Here is a 16,049-nt window from a genome sequence, read left to right as displayed (position 1 = left end):
GCCCGCGCCGTCGCCGTGCTCGTCCTGGTGGCCGCCGCCGCGCTGATACCGGTGTTCGGGCCGCGCGCCGCGCTGGACGGGACGGGCGAGGCGGCGGTCCCGGGCGCGAGCGGGATCGCACTGCTGCGCACCGTCCTGTTCGCGGCCCTGTGCGTGCCGGCGGGCGAGCTGTTCGTGGCCCGGCTGGTGCGGCGGATACCCGGGGCGCCCGCCCGGACACCGCGCAGCTGGGCCCCGTACGCGGCCGCCGCCGGGTTCCTCGCCGCACTGGGGCTCGCCTCGGTCGTGTCCACCGGGAACCTCGTCCCGGCCGGCCTCGGCGACATCGACGTGGGCGGCCTGTACGACACCCGGGACGGCGTGCTCGCCCTCCTGGAGGTCAACGCCTTCGCCGCGGCGGGCCTGTGCGCCCTCTCCCGCCGTCCCGCCACGCAGGTGTGGCCGCTGGCCGCTGTCGCCGTCGCGGAGGCGCTGCGGGCGCACCCCACGACGGAGTACAGCCCGCTGGTCGGCAGTGCGCTGACCCTGGTTCACGTCATCTGCGCCTCCCTGTGGGTGGGCGGGCTGCTGTACGTCCTGCGCGTCCTGCGCCACTGGCGCGCCGCGCGCGCGGGGCAGCCCTCGGAGACGGAGGGCGCGGGCGCCGCGCTGCTGGGGCTCTACGCGCGCGTGGCGGCCGTCCTGCTGGCCGCCCTCACGGCGACGGGAGTGTGCAGCACGCTGCGCCGCATGCCGCCGCAGACGGTGCTGGAGCAGCTGACGACGACCGCGTACGGGCGCGTCCTGCTGGCCAAGGTGCTGCTCATGGTCGTCGTCGCCGTCCTGGCGCTGGTGGCGCGACGGCGGCTGAGCCGGGCGAGCGACCCGCTCACCGCCTGCTCGCCCGCGCGCGCGGAGGTCGTGGTGCTCGGCGTGGTCGTCGCGGTCTCGGCGCTGCTGACGGTGGTGCCGGTGCCGATCCGCTGGTGAACGTGGCGCGGGGGCCGGGACGTTGCGTGCACGCGAACGCGACAACCGCGACGACTCGGACACCGGTTCGGCGTGCGGTCACCGGGCGGTCCGTGCCCCGCGGTCAACTCCCGCGCCCCGCACGGGAAGCCGGGCCGGGCCGCGCGCGGGCGCCGGTGCGCCGGGGCCGGTTCGGGGCGGCGGCGACCGGACTGTCAGTCGTGGCCCGTATCCTCAGTGACCATGCTCGAAGACCGTACGACCGCGGCGTCCGACACCTCCTGGCCGGCCGCGTATCCCCAGGGGTACGCGGTCGTCGACGTGGAGACCACCGGCCTCGCCCGGGACGACCGGATCATCTCCGCGGCCGTCTACCGGCTGGACGCGCGCGGTGAGGTCGAGGACCACTGGTACACGATGGTGAATCCCGAGCGGGATCCGGGCCCGGTGTGGATCCACGGGCTGACGAGCGACGTGCTCGAGGGCGCCCCGCTCTTCGGGGACATCGCCGAGGAGTTCGCCGCCCGGCTGGACGGCCGCGTGCTCGTCGCGCACAACGCCGTGTTCGACTGGTCGATGATCGCCCGGGAGTACGCGCGCGCGGAGCGCAGCGCCCCGGTGCGGCAGCGGCTGTGCACCATAGCGCTCGCCAAGGAGCTCGCCCTGCCGCTGCCGAACCACAAGCTGGAGTCGCTGGCCGCCCACTTCGGCGTCGTGCAGCAGCGGGCGCACCACGCGCTGGACGACGCGCGCGTGCTGGCGGAGGCGTTCCGGCCGAGCCTGCACACGGCCGCGAGCAGGGGTGTGCGGCTGCCGCTGCTGGAGTGCCGCCCGCTCACCGAGTGGTCGGCGGCGCCGCTCGTCGGCCGGCAGTCCTCGGGGGGCTACCGGGCGGGCAGTTGGCGCCCGTCCCGCAAGCGCCCCGCGTGCCCGTACCCCAACCCGGGACGCTACGAGGACGGCAAACCACTCAAACAGGGCATGCGGGTGGCCTTCTCCGGGGACACCTCGGTCGACCGGGAGCTGCTGGAGGACCGCGCGGCCGAGGCCGGGCTGCACGTCGCGACGAGCCTGTCCCGGCTGACCAGCCTGCTCGTCACCAACGACCCGGACTCGGGCACGTCGAAGGTGGTCAAGGCCCGTCAGCACGGCACCCCCGTGATCGACGAGGCGGCCTTCGGTCAGCTGCTGCGCGACGTGGAGCCGGCGTCCGGGGAGTGACGGGCAGGATCGTCGGACCGGGGTGACGGACGTACGAGTGATTGCCGGGCGACTCGCCCGGCGCCCGCTCGCCCCCGCCGCGCCCACGCCGCACTCTGTGGCGCATGGCACGTTGTGAAGTCTGCGGCAATGAGTACGGCATGACGTTCGAGGTGCACGCGCAGGGCGCGGTGCACGTCTTCGACTGCTTCGCCTGCGCGATCCACCGCATGGCCCCGGTCTGCGAGCACTGCCGTGCGCCGATCGTCAACCAGGGCGTGGAGGTGCAGGGCCACTGGTACTGCTGCGCGCACTGCGCCCGTACGGCGGGCGGGGCGGAGGTCGCCGACAAGGTCTGAGCCGTCCGGAGTGCGCCGCGCGTCCCGGTACGCACCCGCGTGGAGGCCCCCGGCACCCAGGGAGGTACCGTCATGGTGTGTACCGCTTCCTGTTGTCCCGGCAGTGGGTGATCGTCACCCTCGTCGCGCTCGCGCTCATCCCGACGATGATCGAGTTGGGCTTCTGGCAGCTGCACCGCCATGAGCGCCGGGTGGCCCTCAACCAGGTGATCTCCGACTCCCTGGACGCCGATCCGGTCCCCGCGGAGTCGCTGACCTCGCCCGGCGGATCCGTCGCCGACGCCGACCTCTACCGCGCGGTGACGGCGCGGGGCCGGTTCGACACCGAGCACGAGGTCGTCGTCCGGCGCCGTACGAACGTCGACGACAAGGTCGGCTACCACGTCCTCACCCCGTTCGTGCTGGACGACGGCCGGGTGCTCCTGGTCAACCGGGGCTGGGTGCCCGCGGACGGCGCCCAGACCGAGTTCCCCGACATCCCCGCGCCCGCAAGCGGCGAGATCACGGTCACCGGGCGGCTGATGCCCGACCAGACGACCGCCGACAGCGGCATCAAGGACCTCGAGGGCCTCCCCGACCGCCAGGTCATGCTGATAAACAGCGAGCAGCAGGCCGAACTCCTGGGCCGGCCGGTCCTCGGCGGCTACGTCGAGCTGACCTCCCCGCGGCCGGAGGGCGGCAGTCCGGAGCTGATCTCCGAGCCGGACCACAGCGGCATCGGCAACCACATGGCGTACGCCGTCCAGTGGTGGCTGTTCGCCGCGGGCGTCCCCGTGGGCTGGTTCGTCCTGGTCCGCCGCGAGCGCCGCGACCGTGAGGAGGCGGCCGCCGCCGAAGCGGAGGCGGAGACGGAGACGGAGGGAACGGGCGAGACAGACGAGACGGACAAGACGGACGGGGCCGAGCAGGGCGGCGGGGACAAGGAGTCGGCACCCGCCTCGGTGTAGGACCGGGAAGGGCCCGCCCCTTCCCGGCGGCGCGCGGATTGATCCTCCAGGTCGCAGGGAAGACGGCAGCCGTGCATCCCCTTATCGGAGACCCAGCCCGCAACGGAGACCACTCCCCCGACGGAGACCGCCCCCGCACCGCGGACCAGCCCCGCACCGAGGAGAGGCCCCACGGCGAGGACCACCCCCTCATCGAGGACTACGCCCTCCTCGGCGACCACCAGACGGCCGCCCTGGTGAGCCGCCGCGGCTCCGTGGACTGGCTCTGCCTGCCGCGCTTCGACTCGGCGGCGTGCTTCGCCGCGCTGCTCGGCACCGACAAGAACGGGCACTGGCGGATCGCCCCCGAGGGCGCGGACACCTGCACCCGGCGCGCGTACCGGCGCGACACGCTGGTCCTGGACACCGAGTGGGAGACGGACGAGGGCGCGATCCGCGTCACGGACCTGATGCCCCAGCGCGACTGCGCCCCCGACCTGGTCCGGATCGTCGAGGGCCTCGAGGGCCGGGTGACCGTGCGCAGCACGCTCCGGCTCCGCTTCGACTACGGCTCGATCGTGCCGTGGGTGCGCAGGACGGACGGCCACCGGGTGGCCGTCGCGGGTCCGGACTCGGCATGGCTGCGCAGTGAGCCGGAGGTGCGCACCTGGGGCGAGGGCCGGGCCACGCACTCGGAGTTCACCGTGGAGAAGGGCGAGAAGGTCGCCTTCGTCCTCACCTGGCACCCCTCGCACGAACCGCCGCCCCCGGAGGTCGATCCGTACGAATCGCTCCGGCACAGTGTCGAGGACTGGCGGGCCTGGGTCTCCCACTGCCGTTACGACGGCCCGTACCGGGACGCGGTCGTCCGTTCCCTGATCACCCTCAAGTCCCTCATCTACGCCCCGACGGGTGGCATCGTCGCGGCGGCCACCACCTCGCTGCCGGAACAGATCGGCGGCGTACGCAACTGGGACTACCGCTACTGCTGGCTGCGCGACTCCACCCTCACCCTCGGCGCGCTCCTCTCGGCCGGCTACCAGGACGAGGCCGTGGCCTGGCGCGACTGGCTGGTGCGGGCGGTCGCCGGTGACCCGGCGGACCTGAGGATCATGTACGGGCTGGCCGGTGAACGGCGCCTGCCCGAGTACGAACTGCCGTGGCTGCGGGGCTTCCGCGGCTCGTCCCCGGTCCGCGTGGGCAACGGCGCGGCCTCACAGCTGCAGCTGGACGTGTACGGCGAGGTCATGAACTCCCTGTCGCTGGCCCGCGCCGCGGGACTGCCGCCCGAGCCGCACGTGTGGAAGCTGCAGTGCGCCCTGATGGACTTCCTGCGGACGGCGTGGCGGGAGCCGGACGAGGGACTGTGGGAGGTGCGCGGCGGGCGGCGGCAGTTCGTGCACTCCAAGGTGATGGCGTGGGTGGCCGCGGACCGCGCGGTACGCACCCTGGAGGCCGATCCGCAGCTGGGGGGCGACCTGGACGGCTGGCGCGAGATGCGGGACGAGATCCACCGCGAGGTGTGCGAGCGGGGCTTCGACCGCGAGCGGAACACGTTCACGCAGTCCTACGGGTCTGCGGAGCTGGACGCCGCGCTGCTGGTGATCCCCCGCGTCGGCTTCCTGCCGCCGGACGACCCCCGTGTGCTCGGCACCATCGACGCGGTCCGCGACGAGCTCGGGCAGGACGGTCTGCTGCGTCGCTACAGCGCCGAGAAGACGGCCGTGGACGGGCTCCCGGGCAGCGAGGGCACGTTCCTCGTCTGCTCGTTCTGGCTCGCCGACGCGCTGCACCTGGCCGGCCGCACCAAGGAGGCGCGCGAGCTGTTCGACCGGCTGGTGGGGCTCACCAACGACGTGGGACTGCTCGCGGAGGAGTACGACCCCGTCGCCGGCCACCAGCTCGGCAACTTCCCGCAGGCGTTCAGTCACATCGGTCTGGTCGGCACAGCCCTCGCCCTGTTCGGGGACGAGACGGCAGGATAGGCGCATGGATCTTGGACTGAAGGACCGGGTGTACGTCGTCACCGGAGCGACCCGCGGGCTGGGCCGTGCGAGCGCGCGGGAACTCGTCGCCGACGGCGCGAAGGTGATCGTCAGCGGGCGCGACGAGCGGACCGCGGCAGCGGCGGCGGACGCGCTCGGCCGGAACGCCGTGGGGGTCGCCGCGGACAACGCGGACCCGGAGGCCCCCGCCCGGCTGATCGCCGCCGCGCGGGAGCACTTCGGCGGCTTCGACGGCATCCTGATCAGCGTCGGCGGGCCCGCGCCCGGCCTCGTCGCGGACCACACGGACGAGCAGTGGACGGCCGCGTTCGAGTCGGTGTTCCTCGGGGCGGTCCGCCTGGCGCGGGCGGCCGCGGCGGAGCTCGGCGAGGGCGGCGTCATCGGCTTCGTGCTCTCCGGTTCCGTGCACGAGCCGATCCCGGGCCTGACCCTCTCCAACGGCCTGCGCCCCGGCCTCGCGGGCTTCGCCAAGTCCCTCGCGGACGAGCTGGGGCCGCGCGGCATCCGCGTGGTGGGCCTGCTGCCGGCCCGCATCGACACCGACCGGGTACGGGAGCTGGACGGGCGCTCCGCGAACCCGGAGGTGACCCGCGCGGCCAACGAGGCCCGCATCCCGCTGCGCCGGTACGGCACCCCGGAGGAGTTCGGGCGCACGGCCGCGTTCCTGCTGTCGCCGGCCGCCTCGTACCTGACGGGCATCATGCTGCCCGTGGACGGCGGGTCCCGGCACGGTTTCTGAGAGCCCGTGGACCGGCCCCGGCGGGGCTCGTCCACCGGCTCCGCGCTCCTCCCCCGCGCCCGGGCGGTTCAGTTCACCCGTTCCGCCCGGTGTCCGGCCGCCCTCAGGCGTACCTCGGTGGGGAGGGCGGCCCGCCCGGCGGAGTCCCGGGCGTGCCCGAGGGTCCGCCCGGCGAGTCCGTCCAGCACCTCCCGGGGGTGCGCGTGCGGTTCCAGCAGGATCCGCACCCGGGCCCCGGGTGCCCGCCGCCGTCCGGTCAGCCGCACCTGGACGCGCTCCACGCCGGGCGCCCGTTCCGCCTCGGCGGCGAGGGCCTCCTCCAGGGCGGGGCCGTGCAGCACGGCGTCCCGGCCGTCCCCGGTGTCCACGAGGAGCGCGCCGAGCCGGCGGCGGCGCAGCACGGCGGCCAGCCACCACAGCGCGAGCAGCAGCAGCACGGCGAGCCCGGCGATCACGGCCGGCCACCACCAGCCCGCGTCCCGCCAGCGCGTCCGCGCGGCGTCGTCGAGCAGCACGTCGTGCCGTCCGCCGTACACCCACCACGACGGCGGCCGCACACCGAGGCCGACGGCGAGCACGGACCCGCCCGCCACCACGAGCAGCAGCCCGCCGAGTCCCAGCAGCACCCGGTTGACGATCCTGTCCACCGTCCTCACCCGTCCTTCCGTCCCGGGCGCCGTACGCGCACGGCCAGCGCGGGCGGCCGGGAGAGCCCGAGCCGTCCGATGCCGTCGGTGAGCACCGTGTCGAGGTCGGCGCGCACCTCGTCGAGCTCCCGGAAGTGCGCGACCGCCCGGACACCGATCCTGCCGCGCCGCACCCGGACCCGTACGGTGCGCACGCCCGCCACCTCCATGGCCCGGTCGCGCAGGCCCAGCGCCGCGGCGTCCCGCCACAGTCCCGCCCGTACGTCGGGGTGGACGCGGCGCATCGGCAGCACGTGCCGCAGACCGGGTGTCACGGCGAGGAGCAGCAGCCACAGCCCGAGCGCCACGGTGATCCCCGCGCCGGCCAGCATCCAGGTGTCGTCGAGGGGGCGTGTCGCGAGCTCCCGGGCGAGGGTCCCGCGCCACGCCATGGCGGGCCGGCCGGCCCGGACGGCGACGACGTCGTACAGCAGGAGACCGGTGCCGGCGAGCAGCAGCAGGGCGAGCACCCCGGCGGGGACCCGGCGCGCGGACCAGAAGCGCCGTTGCCGGCCGCCCCCGTCGTCCGGGCCGGGCGGCGGCTCGGGGCCGGCGGCGGGCTCCGGCGGGACGGGCCGGCCGGGTACGCCGTGCGGTGCCTTCTCCATGACCGGCGGCGGCCCGGTCCCCTCGGTGCCCTGCGAGGACCGGCCGTCCTGGGGCTCGCTCATCGCGTCCTTCCCCGAACCGTGCCGGATGCGTGGGTGAGGTGCAGCCGCTCCACCCGGACAGCCACCTCCGGTACCTCCATCCCCGCCAGCTCCTCCACCCGCTCGGCGACCCGGCGGCGCACGGCGGCGCACCGGCCGCCGATGTCGCCCGGGTAGCCGAGCTCCAGGCCGACGTGGACGTGCACGGTCGTGGGGGGAGCCCCGCCCGCGGGGGCGGGGCCGGGAACGCCGGGACGGACGTCGACGCCGGCGTGCGGGGGCGCGGCCTCCGCGGGCAGCGGCCCCAGCGCCTCGAGCGCCGCCCGGGCGGCGATCTTCGCGACGACCCGGTCGGCGATCCGGGTCGCGCCGCGCTCGGCCGGGGCGACGACCGGAAGCGCCGGCACCGGTGCCGGCCGTCCCGTCGCAGAACGTCCGAAACCGCCTCCCGGACCACTGTCCCCGGCGGCACCACCGCTCACCCGGGTCACCGCCGCCGGTCGTCACGCGTCCGGAAGAAGGCACCGATGTCCAGGTCCCCCTCCAGATAGCGGCCGACACCGAAACCGACCGCGCCCAACGCGGCCACCAGCAGAAACGCACCGAATCCGCCGAAGTACCCGGCGAAACCCAGCACCATTCCGGCGATCATGCCGACCACGGCCATGCTCATGCTGTGCGCTCCTCAGCGGTTCGGTTGGGCTGGGCGGGACGGGGCTGGGCGGGCCGGCTACTGCAGCCGGGACTCCGGTTCCTCTTCCTCTTCGTCGGGCAGCTTCACATCGGTGACGGCGATGTTGACCTCGACGACCTCGAGCTCCGTCATGCGTTCGACAGCCGCGATGACGTTCTCGCGAACGGCCCGGGACACCTCCCCGATGGACATGCCGTACTCGACGACGATCTCCAGGTCGAGCGCGGTCTGCACCTCGCCGACCTCGGCCTTCACACCCCGTGTGATCGACTTCGAACCGCCGGGCACCCGGTCGCGCACGGCGCCGAAGGTCCGCGACAGCCCGCTGCCCATGGCGTGGACGCCGACCACGTCCCGTGCGGCGAGCCCGGCGATCTTCTCGACGACCCCGTCGGCGATGGTGGTGCGTCCCCGGGTGCCGGCCACGCCGCCGCCCCGCCGGGCGCCCCTGCGGCCCGCGGCCGCCTCCGCGGTCGGCTCACCCTCGGTCTTTCCCGTCCGGTGCCGCTCCGACATGTCCGTCATGGCGTACGTCCCTTCAGGTCGTCTACCTGCCGCCCACATTAGGTGCGGACGCCTGTCGGCGCGCCGGATATGCGGCAGGCTGGAGCAATGACGGAGGACGGACGGGCTGGGGACCGGCGGCGTGCGGCACTTTCGGACACGACGGCGGGTGCGGACCTGCGCGCGGTGCGGCGCCGGCTCGGGCTGGGCAGAGTGCTTCCCCTGGGCGGCCCCCGCGACGGCGCCTGGATCACGGAGCAGGCGGCCGGACCGGTCCTGCGCTCCACGGCCGCCTCGGTGCGCGGGGCGCGCCTCGGCCGGCTACGGCTCTCACCGTCCCGCCCGGAGCAGTCCCACGACCCCGCCGTACCGCCTCCGCCGAGCGCGCTGCCACCCGGTCCGCTGCGCATCGACGCGGAGGTCCGGGTCGCGGCGGACCCGCTCGCCACGGCCGCCGAACCGCTCCCGGTGACGGCGGCCCGGCTGCGGGCGGCCCTGGCGCGGACGGCGGCGGAACGCCTCGGGCTGACGGTGACCGAGGTCGACCTGCGGGTGACGGGGCTGCTCGATTCCGCCGACATGGACGACACCGGTGATACGGAGGAGGTGAAGGGTGCGGAGGACACAGAAGGCGTGGAGGGTGCGGAGGACACGGAACCGGCCGGACCCGATCCCGGACCGGGCCCGGCCGGAGCGGGCGAGGAGGCCCGGGTGGCCGCCGCCGTGCTGGCCGTTCCGGGCGTGACCCGGCTGACCGGCGTCCTGGGCCGGCCGGACCGCGCGATCCGCATCGGCACCGGACCCGCGCTGCCGCGCCGTCATGTCCGCGTGGAGATCGCGGTCGCTTCGGAGCGGCGGGCGCTGGACGTGGCGCGCGCGGTGCGCACGGCGGCGGGCGGGGCGCTGCCGGACCACCCGTCGGTGGCCGTCCTGGTGACGGCGGTGGACCGGGCGAACCACTGAACGGTGGACCGGACGACGGGGCGGACCGGAACGCGGGCGCGGACCGGAGCGCGGACACGGACCGGAGCGCGGACACGGACCAGACCGCGGACACGGACCGGAGCGCGACTGCGGCTGCGGCTGCGGCTGCGGCTGCGGACCGGTCGCGCGCCGTCCGCCGCCCGCGCCATCCGCTACTCCCCGAGGCCCGCGAGGTCCCGCAGCCGCCGGGCCTGCGCGGCCCGTTCGGCGGCGCGCTGCTCCTCGTACGTCCGCTCCAGCGCGCCGAGGAGCAGCGCCTTGGTCTCGACGACGGCGTCCCGCGGCGCGGCGAGCACGGCCGAGGCCAGGTCTCCCACGGTCTCGTCGAGCCGGTCGGCGGGCACGGCCAGGTTGGCGAGACCGCCGGTCACCGCCTCCTCCGCGTGGACGAAGCGTCCGGTCAGGCAGATCTCCAGCGCCCGGGCGTATCCCACGAGGCGCACCAGGGGGTGCGTGCCCGTCAGGTCGGGGACGAGACCGAGGCCGGTCTCACGCATGGCGAACTGCACGTCGTCCGCGACGACGCGCAGGTCACAGGCGAGCGCGAGCTGAAAACCCGCGCCGATGGCATGCCCCTGGACGGCGGCTATGGAGACGATGTCGCTCCGCCTCCACCAGGTGAACGCCTCCTGGAAGGAGGCGATGGTCGCGTCGAGTTCAGCGTCACCTTCGCGTGCGAGCTCGGTGAAGGAGGGCTGGCCCTCGATGCCCTCCGGCGTGAACATCCGCCGGTCGAGTCCCGCCGAGAACGACTTGCCCTCGGCGCGCAGGACGACCACCCGGACGGAGCCCGGCAGCACCCGGCCGGCCTCGATGAGCGCGCGCCACAGGGCGGGGCTCTGCGCGTTGCGCTTGGCGGGGTTGGTCAGGGTCACCGTGGCGGTCGCGCCGTCGACGGTGAGCCGTACGCCGTCCTGGTCGAGAACGGGAGCGAGGTCCTGGTCGGGCGTAGCCATGGGGCGCCTCCGGTGGGTGCGGTCGGATGGACGCCGTGGTTCGCGCACGTCGGCGTCCGCAAGTGACTGCACAGTAACCACCCGGCCGGTCCGTAGTTACCCCGGGCCCTTCACGGACCCGGAGAAGACCGACCGGGTGGCCACCGTCGAAGACGAGGGGCCGCCCGGTGTCAGGCCGACTGGGCCTTCTTGCCCCGCGTCGCCCCGCCGCGTCCCCGCAGCGTGACGCCCGACTCGCTGAGCATCCGGTGGACGAAGCCATACGAGCGGCCGGTTTCCTCGGCCAGTGCCCGGATGCTCGCACCGGAGTCGTACTTCTTCTTCAGGTCTGCCGCGAGCTTGTCGCGCGCGGCGCCGGTCACCCGGCTGCCCTTCTTCAGAGTCTCGGCCACCCGTGCCTCCTCATGGGAAGTGCGCTCTGGTCTCCTCATGATCACCCCTCTTGCCCCCGATGGCCACCCATTCGGCAAGGTCCGTGAGACAAGGTTGTGACGACGGGAGTGCGTACCCACGAGTGGAATCTCGAATTCCGCGCGGAGATATCCGTACGTCCGGACGGGATCTCCGGAGAAGTGGCAGGTCAGCGACGCAGGACGGCCGGGCCCCCGGTGTGAGGGGGCCCGGCCGCGAATTCGGTGGAGAACACACCCGGGTACGAGGAGATCTCACACAGATGATGGATCACGGATCGGCCGAATGATCCATACGCAGTGGATCAGTCATTCGATCAAGTGGACGTGACGGTGACTGGTCCGCTCGCGCGCTCACGGCCTGAAGCCATGACACGGGTCCTCAGGCGAGGGCGACGAGGTCCGCGTAGTCGGCGCCCCAGAGGTCCTCGATGCCGTCCGGGAGCAGGATGATCCGTTCCGGCTGGAGCGCCTCGACGGCGCCCTCGTCGTGGGTGACCAGGACGACCGCGCCCTTGTAGGTGCGCAGCGCGCCGAGGATCTCCTCGCGGCTGGCCGGGTCGAGGTTGTTGGTCGGCTCGTCGAGCAGCAGCACGTTGGCCGAGGAGACGACGAGCGTGGCCAGGGCCAGACGGGTCTTCTCGCCGCCGGAGAGGACGCCGGCCGGCTTGTCCACGTCGTCGCCGGAGAAGAGGAACGAGCCGAGCGTCTTGCGGATCTCGACCAGGTCGATGTCGGGCGCGGCCGAGCGCATGTTCTCCAGCACGGTGCGGTCGGGGTCGAGGGTCTCGTGCTCCTGCGCGTAGTAGCCGAGCTTGAGCCCGTGCCCCGGCACGACCTCGCCGGTGTCGGGCTGCTCGACGCCGCCGAGGAGGCGCAGCAGGGTGGTCTTGCCGGCGCCGTTGAGACCGAGGATGACGACCCGGGAACCCTTGTCGACGGCCAGGTCGACGTCGGTGAAGATCTCCAGCGAGCCGTACGACTTCGACAGGCCCTCCGCCATCAGCGGCGTCCTGCCGCAGGGCGCGGGCTCGGGGAAGCGCAGCTTGGCGACCTTGTCGGACTGGCGGACCTCCTCCAGGCCGGACAGCAGGCGCTCGGCGCGGCGGGCCATGTTCTGCGCGGCGACCGTCTTGGTGGCCTTGGCGCGCATCTTGTCCGCCTGCGCGTTCAGCGCGGAGGCCTTCTTCTCGGCGTTCTGGCGCTCGCGCTTGCGGCGCTTCTCGTCGGCCTCGCGCTGCTGCTGGTAGAGCTTCCAGCCCATGTTGTAGACGTCGATGTGGGAGCGGTTGGCGTCCAGGTAGAACACCTTGTTGACGACCGTCTCGACCAGGTCGACGTCGTGGGAGATGACGATGAAGCCACCGCGGTAGGTCTTCAGGTAGTCGCGCAGCCAGACGATCGAGTCGGCGTCGAGGTGGTTCGTCGGCTCGTCGAGGAGCAGGGTGTCCGCGTCGGAGAACAGGATGCGGGCGAGCTCCACGCGGCGGCGCTGACCGCCGGAGAGCGTGTGCAGCGGCTGGCCGAGCACCCGGTCGGGCAGGTTGAGCGCGGCGGCGATGGTGGCGGCCTCGGCCTCGGCGGCGTATCCGCCCTTGGTGAGGAACTCCGTCTCCTGGCGCTCGTACTGCCGCATCGCCTTGTCGCGGGTGGAGCCCTGGCCGTTGGCGATGCGCTGCTCGTTCTCGCGCATCTTGCGGATCAGGGTGTCCAGGCCGCGGGCGGAGAGGATGCGGTCGCGGGCGAGCACGTCGAGGTCGCCGGTGCGCGGGTCCTGCGGCAGGTAGCCGACCTCGCCGGAGCGGCTGACGGTGCCCGCGGCGGGGATGCCCTCGCCCGCGAGGACCTTGGTCAGGGTCGTCTTGCCGGCGCCGTTGCGGCCGACCAGACCGATGCGGTCGCCCTTGGCGACGCGGAAGGTGGCGTTCTCGATGAGGATGCGGGCACCGGCGCGCAGCTCGATACCAGAGGCGGTGATCACGGACAGACTCCCGGGCAGGGTCGTTGACGGCGGGGTGGGCGGCTGAGGGCGGTCACGCCGTCTAATGCGCGAGGAGAATGGCCATGGGGCCGATTCTAACCGGGGGCGGCAAGCGTTTTTCCTCCCCTGCCCGGCGGGCGGACGTGGCCTCGGTCACCGGCAGGGGGCGGCGCGGGGCGGGCCCGGCGGCGGTCCGGCGCTGTCGGTGGCGGGTGCCAGACTGGGCGCCGGATCGTGTTCCGTTGGTGTCCGGCGCCGGTTCGGCCGCCGGGCGAGAGGGAGTGATCGGTATGGCGGGCATGGACGGCGGGCGTCCGAGCATCTACCCGACGCTGCTCTGCGCGGACGCGAAGGCCGCGGTCAGACAGCTCACGGAGGCCTTCGGCTTCACCGAGCTGTCGGTGTACGAGGCCGAGGACGGCACGGTGCTCCACGCCGAGCTGGTGCAGGGCAACGGCGCGGTGATGCTCGGCTCCCGGGGCAGCGGCGACGCCTTCGACACCGCCATGCACGGCACGGGTCCCGTCGGGGTGTACGTCGTGGTGGACGACGTCGACGCGCACCACCAGCGCGCCCTCGAGCACGGCGCGGAGATCCTGGTGCCCCCGACGGACCAGGACTACGGCTCGCGGGAGTATCTGGCCCGGGACGTCGAGGGCAATGTGTGGACCTTCGGCACGTACGCCCCCGAGGTGAGCATCTGACGCGGCGGACGGCCGCCCCGGTGCCGCCCCGGTGCCGCGCCGCTCAGCTGCCTCCGGTGTGGACCTGGAAGGCGGCCCGGCGCACGGCCTTGGCGAGCGCCGGGTCGGGGTGCGCGGCGGCGAGCGCCACCAGGACCTGCACGGTGCGCGGGTGCCCGACCGCGCGGACCTCGTCGAGGAGCGCGGGCACCGTGGGCTGCACCGCGGACTCCAGGTGCCGTACGAGGAGCGGGGCCTCGCCGTGGTCGGCGACGGCCGCCGCGGTGTCCACCCACAGCCAGGTCGCCTCCTCGCGGGTCAGCACCTCGTGCGCGTCCTCGGGGTCGGCGCCGTCGTGCTCGGCCAGCCACAGCAGGGCGTAGGGGCGCAGCGGGGTCTCCTCGGCCACGGCGCGCACATCGGGTTCGGCGGGGGCGCCGACCACGCGCAGCGCCTCGAAGGCCAGGCCACGCAGCAGGGCGTCCTCGCCCCGGGCGGCGTCGAGCAGCTCGGTGACGGCGCTGCCGACGGGACGGGCGGCGAGCCAGGCGCGGTACTCGGCGCGGGCGGCGTTGGGGCGCAGCTGGGCGCAGCCGCGCAGCATGTCCTCGGCGGCGACCTCGATGTTCCCGGCGGGGCTCTGCGCGGCGACGCAGATCTGCTCCAGCTTGACCCACACCGCCCAGCTGCCCAGCGGGGTGAGGGTCGCCTGCCGGTCCCCGTAGGTGAGGGCGCCGACGGAGGCGAGGGCGTGCAGGGCCCAGTCGAGGAGCGGGGCGAGCGGGGTGTCGTCCGCGGCGTCCGGCTGCCCGGCGGCCGCGGGCGTTCCCGCCGCCGCGCCCGCGGACCCGGGCGCCACGGACTCGGGCGCGGGGACGAGCGCGGGGGCGGGCTGCGGTCCGTACGGCACCTCGCAGCGTTCCGTGCGCAGTTCGGTGACCCGCTGCTCCAGGAGGTCGAGGAGCTGCTCCACCGGGACGGGCCCGGCGGAGAGCTGGAGGAAGGAGAGCACCTGGGGCATCGCGGAGACGACCTCGGCCACGGCGGCGGGCTCGCGCCCCGCGGGCTCGGGCTGCGCCAGCGACCACGCGTCGAACAGGGCGACCCAGCCGCGCAGCACGGCGCTGTCGTCGCGGTTCCAGGCGCGCAGCCGCCAGCCGGGGCGGGCGCTGCCGCCGTGCACCTCGACGAGGCCGGCGAGGCGCGCCGTGTCCCAGTCGGCGCGGACCTGGTCGGGGTGGAGTCCGAGCTCGGCCGCGGCCCGTTCGGCGCTCGCGTCGGACAGGGTGCCCGTGGTGTCGGGGTCCGCACCGCCCGGTTCCGTCGTCCCGCGGCCGGGACGGAGCGCGGTGTCGGCCCAGCGGGCGACCCGTGCCGCGTCCGCCAGGCGGGCGCGGGCCATGCGGGCCAGCTCCGCGGGCGGAGGCGTGCCCTCCGGGGGCCGCGGGGCGGGGCGGCGGCGTTGGGTCACGGTTCGCGGAGCGGCGGACAGCGTACGGGGGCCGACGAGTCGGAGCCTGGAGTCGCGCGGGTTACGGGACGTCACGGGTGCAGTCTTCCGGTTGACGGTCCGAAAACCCAAACGGAATGTCACGGGAGGTCGCCGGGAAGCCCGACATAGCAGGCGAATTCAGGGGACGACGCCCTGTGGGGGCTTGACCGGAGCAGAAACGGAATGAGCGGTCGGACGTCCGCGCAGAAACCCGGGCGGGGCCTGGTCCGTCCGTCGGCCGCCGAGCGATCCACAGGGGTGTCTGACCCGGCCGGGCGGGGGCAGACGGGAGCGGACAACGGCTGACGAAAGAGGGGGCCCATATGATCATCGCGTTCCTGTGCGTCTTCGCGGTCATGGGACTGATCCAGGTGGTGAGACCGCAACTGCTGTGGCAGCTCAACCGGCCGCTGCAGCGACCGTTCGTGAAGGACTACGACGCGACCGAGCCCTCACCCGCGGGCTACCTGATGATGCGGGTCACCGGCGTCATCTTCCTGGCCGTCGTGACGTACATGTTCTTCGCCCACTTCTCCTGAGCGGCCCGGCGGGCCCCGCCTACATCAGCGGGATGAGGAACCGGCGGAGCGCCTCCTCGTAGGCCTCCGGGTCGGCGTTCCACATGGCGCCGTGCGAGGCCCGCCGGACACCGCGCAGGGAGACGAGGTTGGGGTCGCGCTCGGCGAGGCGGCGGGAGAGGGCCCAGGGGGCGATGGCGTCGTCCGGGCCGTGGAAGATCTGGACCGGCACCCCGGGCCGTCCGGCGCCGGCCTCCGGGCCGGCGCGGTCCGCCCCGAGGCCGGTGCGCCCCTGGGCGGCGCGGACGGCCAG

The 16,049-nt window shown here is 74.3% G+C and carries 18 protein-coding genes and 1 pseudogene; 9 read left to right on the top strand and 10 right to left on the bottom strand.

All coding sequences use genetic code 11. From position 1 onward, the window contains the following. The 6 genes from UW392_RS23255 to UW392_RS23230 all read left to right on the top strand — a co-directional run. A partial coding sequence (locus tag UW392_RS23255) for a CopD family protein (protein WP_320777026.1) occupies positions 1 to 969 on the top strand: 969 nt, incomplete at its 5' end. Between the two features lie 222 nt (positions 970 to 1,191). Continuing rightward, complete coding sequence (locus tag UW392_RS23250; protein WP_320777025.1) at positions 1,192 to 2,169, top strand: DEDDh family exonuclease; 978 nt, start codon at positions 1,192 to 1,194, stop codon at positions 2,167 to 2,169. Positions 2,170 to 2,273: 104 nt separating this feature from the next. Then, positions 2,274 to 2,507: a hypothetical protein gene (locus UW392_RS23245; RefSeq protein WP_320777024.1), complete on the top strand. Its 234-nt coding sequence runs from the start codon at positions 2,274 to 2,276 to the stop codon at positions 2,505 to 2,507. A gap of 77 nt (positions 2,508 to 2,584) precedes the next feature. After that, a complete protein-coding gene (locus tag UW392_RS23240; RefSeq protein WP_320777023.1) occupies positions 2,585 to 3,454 on the top strand; it encodes an SURF1 family protein in 870 nt (289 codons plus the stop codon). Between the two features lie 71 nt (positions 3,455 to 3,525). After that, a complete protein-coding gene (locus UW392_RS23235; protein ID WP_320777022.1) occupies positions 3,526 to 5,418 on the top strand; it encodes a glycoside hydrolase family 15 protein in 1,893 nt (630 codons plus the stop codon). A 4-nt stretch (positions 5,419 to 5,422) separates the two neighbouring features. Beyond that, positions 5,423 to 6,178 (top strand): SDR family oxidoreductase, encoded by a 756-nt coding sequence (locus tag UW392_RS23230; protein ID WP_320777021.1) that lies wholly within the window; start codon positions 5,423 to 5,425, stop codon positions 6,176 to 6,178. Positions 6,179 to 6,246: 68 nt separating this feature from the next. Here UW392_RS23230 and amaP read toward each other — a convergent pair whose 3' ends face one another. The 5 genes from amaP to UW392_RS23205 all read right to left on the bottom strand — a co-directional run bounded on the left by amaP (position 6,247) and on the right by UW392_RS23205 (position 8,733). After that, positions 6,247 to 6,834 carry an alkaline shock response membrane anchor protein AmaP gene (amaP, locus tag UW392_RS23225; protein WP_320777020.1) on the bottom strand — a complete coding sequence of 196 codons (588 nt, stop codon included), beginning with the start codon at positions 6,832 to 6,834 and terminating at the stop codon, positions 6,247 to 6,249. After that, positions 6,831 to 7,535 carry a DUF6286 domain-containing protein gene (locus UW392_RS23220; protein WP_320777019.1) on the bottom strand — a complete coding sequence of 235 codons (705 nt, stop codon included), beginning with the start codon at positions 7,533 to 7,535 and terminating at the stop codon, positions 6,831 to 6,833. The genes amaP and UW392_RS23220 overlap by 4 nt, the downstream gene beginning before the upstream one ends. Next, positions 7,532 to 7,921, bottom strand: a complete 390-nt coding sequence (locus UW392_RS23215) for a hypothetical protein (protein WP_320777018.1) — start codon at positions 7,919 to 7,921, stop codon at positions 7,532 to 7,534. Before UW392_RS23215 ends, UW392_RS23220 begins: the two co-directional genes overlap by 4 nt. 80 nt (positions 7,922 to 8,001) lie before the next feature. After that, on the bottom strand, positions 8,002 to 8,187 hold the full coding sequence (locus UW392_RS23210) for a hypothetical protein (protein ID WP_320777017.1): 186 nt from the start codon (positions 8,185 to 8,187) through the stop codon (positions 8,002 to 8,004). A 57-nt stretch (positions 8,188 to 8,244) separates the two neighbouring features. Continuing rightward, positions 8,245 to 8,733: an Asp23/Gls24 family envelope stress response protein gene (locus UW392_RS23205; RefSeq protein ID WP_320777016.1), complete on the bottom strand. Its 489-nt coding sequence runs from the start codon at positions 8,731 to 8,733 to the stop codon at positions 8,245 to 8,247. Positions 8,734 to 8,820: 87 nt separating this feature from the next. On the opposite strand from UW392_RS23205, the gene UW392_RS23200 reads away from it, so the two are divergent. Continuing rightward, positions 8,821 to 9,675: a nucleopolyhedrovirus P10 family protein gene (locus UW392_RS23200; protein WP_320777015.1), complete on the top strand. Its 855-nt coding sequence runs from the start codon at positions 8,821 to 8,823 to the stop codon at positions 9,673 to 9,675. Positions 9,676 to 9,848: 173 nt separating this feature from the next. Here the strand turns inward: UW392_RS23200 and UW392_RS23195 are convergent, their stop codons facing one another. From UW392_RS23195 to UW392_RS23185, 3 genes are all read right to left on the bottom strand, one after another. Further along, complete coding sequence (locus UW392_RS23195) at positions 9,849 to 10,652, bottom strand: enoyl-CoA hydratase/isomerase family protein (protein WP_320777014.1); 804 nt, start codon at positions 10,650 to 10,652, stop codon at positions 9,849 to 9,851. Between the two features lie 170 nt (positions 10,653 to 10,822). After that, positions 10,823 to 11,044, bottom strand: coding sequence for a helix-turn-helix domain-containing protein (locus UW392_RS23190; RefSeq protein ID WP_030578326.1), 222 nt, complete (start codon positions 11,042 to 11,044; stop codon positions 10,823 to 10,825). A gap of 400 nt (positions 11,045 to 11,444) precedes the next feature. Beyond that, complete coding sequence (locus UW392_RS23185) at positions 11,445 to 13,043, bottom strand: ABC-F family ATP-binding cassette domain-containing protein (RefSeq protein WP_320777013.1); 1,599 nt, start codon at positions 13,041 to 13,043, stop codon at positions 11,445 to 11,447. A 290-nt stretch (positions 13,044 to 13,333) separates the two neighbouring features. Here UW392_RS23185 and UW392_RS23180 point away from each other — a divergent pair, with 290 nt between their 5' ends. Next, complete coding sequence (locus UW392_RS23180) at positions 13,334 to 13,747, top strand: VOC family protein (RefSeq protein ID WP_320777012.1); 414 nt, start codon at positions 13,334 to 13,336, stop codon at positions 13,745 to 13,747. A gap of 43 nt (positions 13,748 to 13,790) precedes the next feature. Here UW392_RS23180 and UW392_RS23175 read toward each other — a convergent pair whose 3' ends face one another. Continuing rightward, on the bottom strand, positions 13,791 to 15,128 hold the full coding sequence (locus tag UW392_RS23175; protein WP_414496631.1) for a hypothetical protein: 1,338 nt from the start codon (positions 15,126 to 15,128) through the stop codon (positions 13,791 to 13,793). Positions 15,129 to 15,541: 413 nt separating this feature from the next. On the opposite strand from UW392_RS23175, the gene UW392_RS23170 reads away from it, so the two are divergent. Then, positions 15,542 to 15,757 carry a DUF6199 family natural product biosynthesis protein gene (locus UW392_RS23170; protein ID WP_320777010.1) on the top strand — a complete coding sequence of 72 codons (216 nt, stop codon included), beginning with the start codon at positions 15,542 to 15,544 and terminating at the stop codon, positions 15,755 to 15,757. A 19-nt stretch (positions 15,758 to 15,776) separates the two neighbouring features. Here UW392_RS23170 and UW392_RS23165 read toward each other — a convergent pair. Continuing rightward, positions 15,777 to 16,049: pseudogene (locus UW392_RS23165) on the bottom strand (hypothetical protein); the annotation flags it as partial.

It is taken from the genome of Streptomyces sp. CRN 30, from assembly GCF_034105845.1.
Note: the sequence above shows the minus strand (reverse complement) of the source record. Positions and strands in the feature narration are given on the sequence as shown.

Excerpts from the sequence above, each read along its gene's own strand:
- UW392_RS23230 (WP_320777021.1), top strand. The coding sequence starts at position 5,423 with ATGGATCTTGGACTGAAGGACCGGGTGTACGTCGTCACCGGAGCGACC.
- UW392_RS23245 (WP_320777024.1), top strand. The coding sequence starts at position 2,274 with ATGGCACGTTGTGAAGTCTGCGGCAATGAGTACGGCATGACGTTCGAG.
- UW392_RS23195 (WP_320777014.1), bottom strand. The coding sequence starts at position 10,652 with ATGGCTACGCCCGACCAGGACCTCGCTCCCGTTCTCGACCAGGACGGC.
- UW392_RS23210 (WP_320777017.1), bottom strand. The coding sequence starts at position 8,187 with ATGAGCATGGCCGTGGTCGGCATGATCGCCGGAATGGTGCTGGGTTTC.
- UW392_RS23200 (WP_320777015.1), top strand. The coding sequence starts at position 8,821 with ATGACGGAGGACGGACGGGCTGGGGACCGGCGGCGTGCGGCACTTTCG.
- UW392_RS23170 (WP_320777010.1), top strand. The coding sequence starts at position 15,542 with ATGATCATCGCGTTCCTGTGCGTCTTCGCGGTCATGGGACTGATCCAG.
- UW392_RS23205 (WP_320777016.1), bottom strand. The coding sequence starts at position 8,733 with ATGACGGACATGTCGGAGCGGCACCGGACGGGAAAGACCGAGGGTGAG.
- UW392_RS23180 (WP_320777012.1), top strand. The coding sequence starts at position 13,334 with ATGGCGGGCATGGACGGCGGGCGTCCGAGCATCTACCCGACGCTGCTC.
- UW392_RS23250 (WP_320777025.1), top strand. The coding sequence starts at position 1,192 with ATGCTCGAAGACCGTACGACCGCGGCGTCCGACACCTCCTGGCCGGCC.
- UW392_RS23175 (WP_414496631.1), bottom strand. The coding sequence starts at position 15,128 with ATGGCCCGCGCCCGCCTGGCGGACGCGGCACGGGTCGCCCGCTGGGCC.
- UW392_RS23220 (WP_320777019.1), bottom strand. The coding sequence starts at position 7,535 with ATGAGCGAGCCCCAGGACGGCCGGTCCTCGCAGGGCACCGAGGGGACC.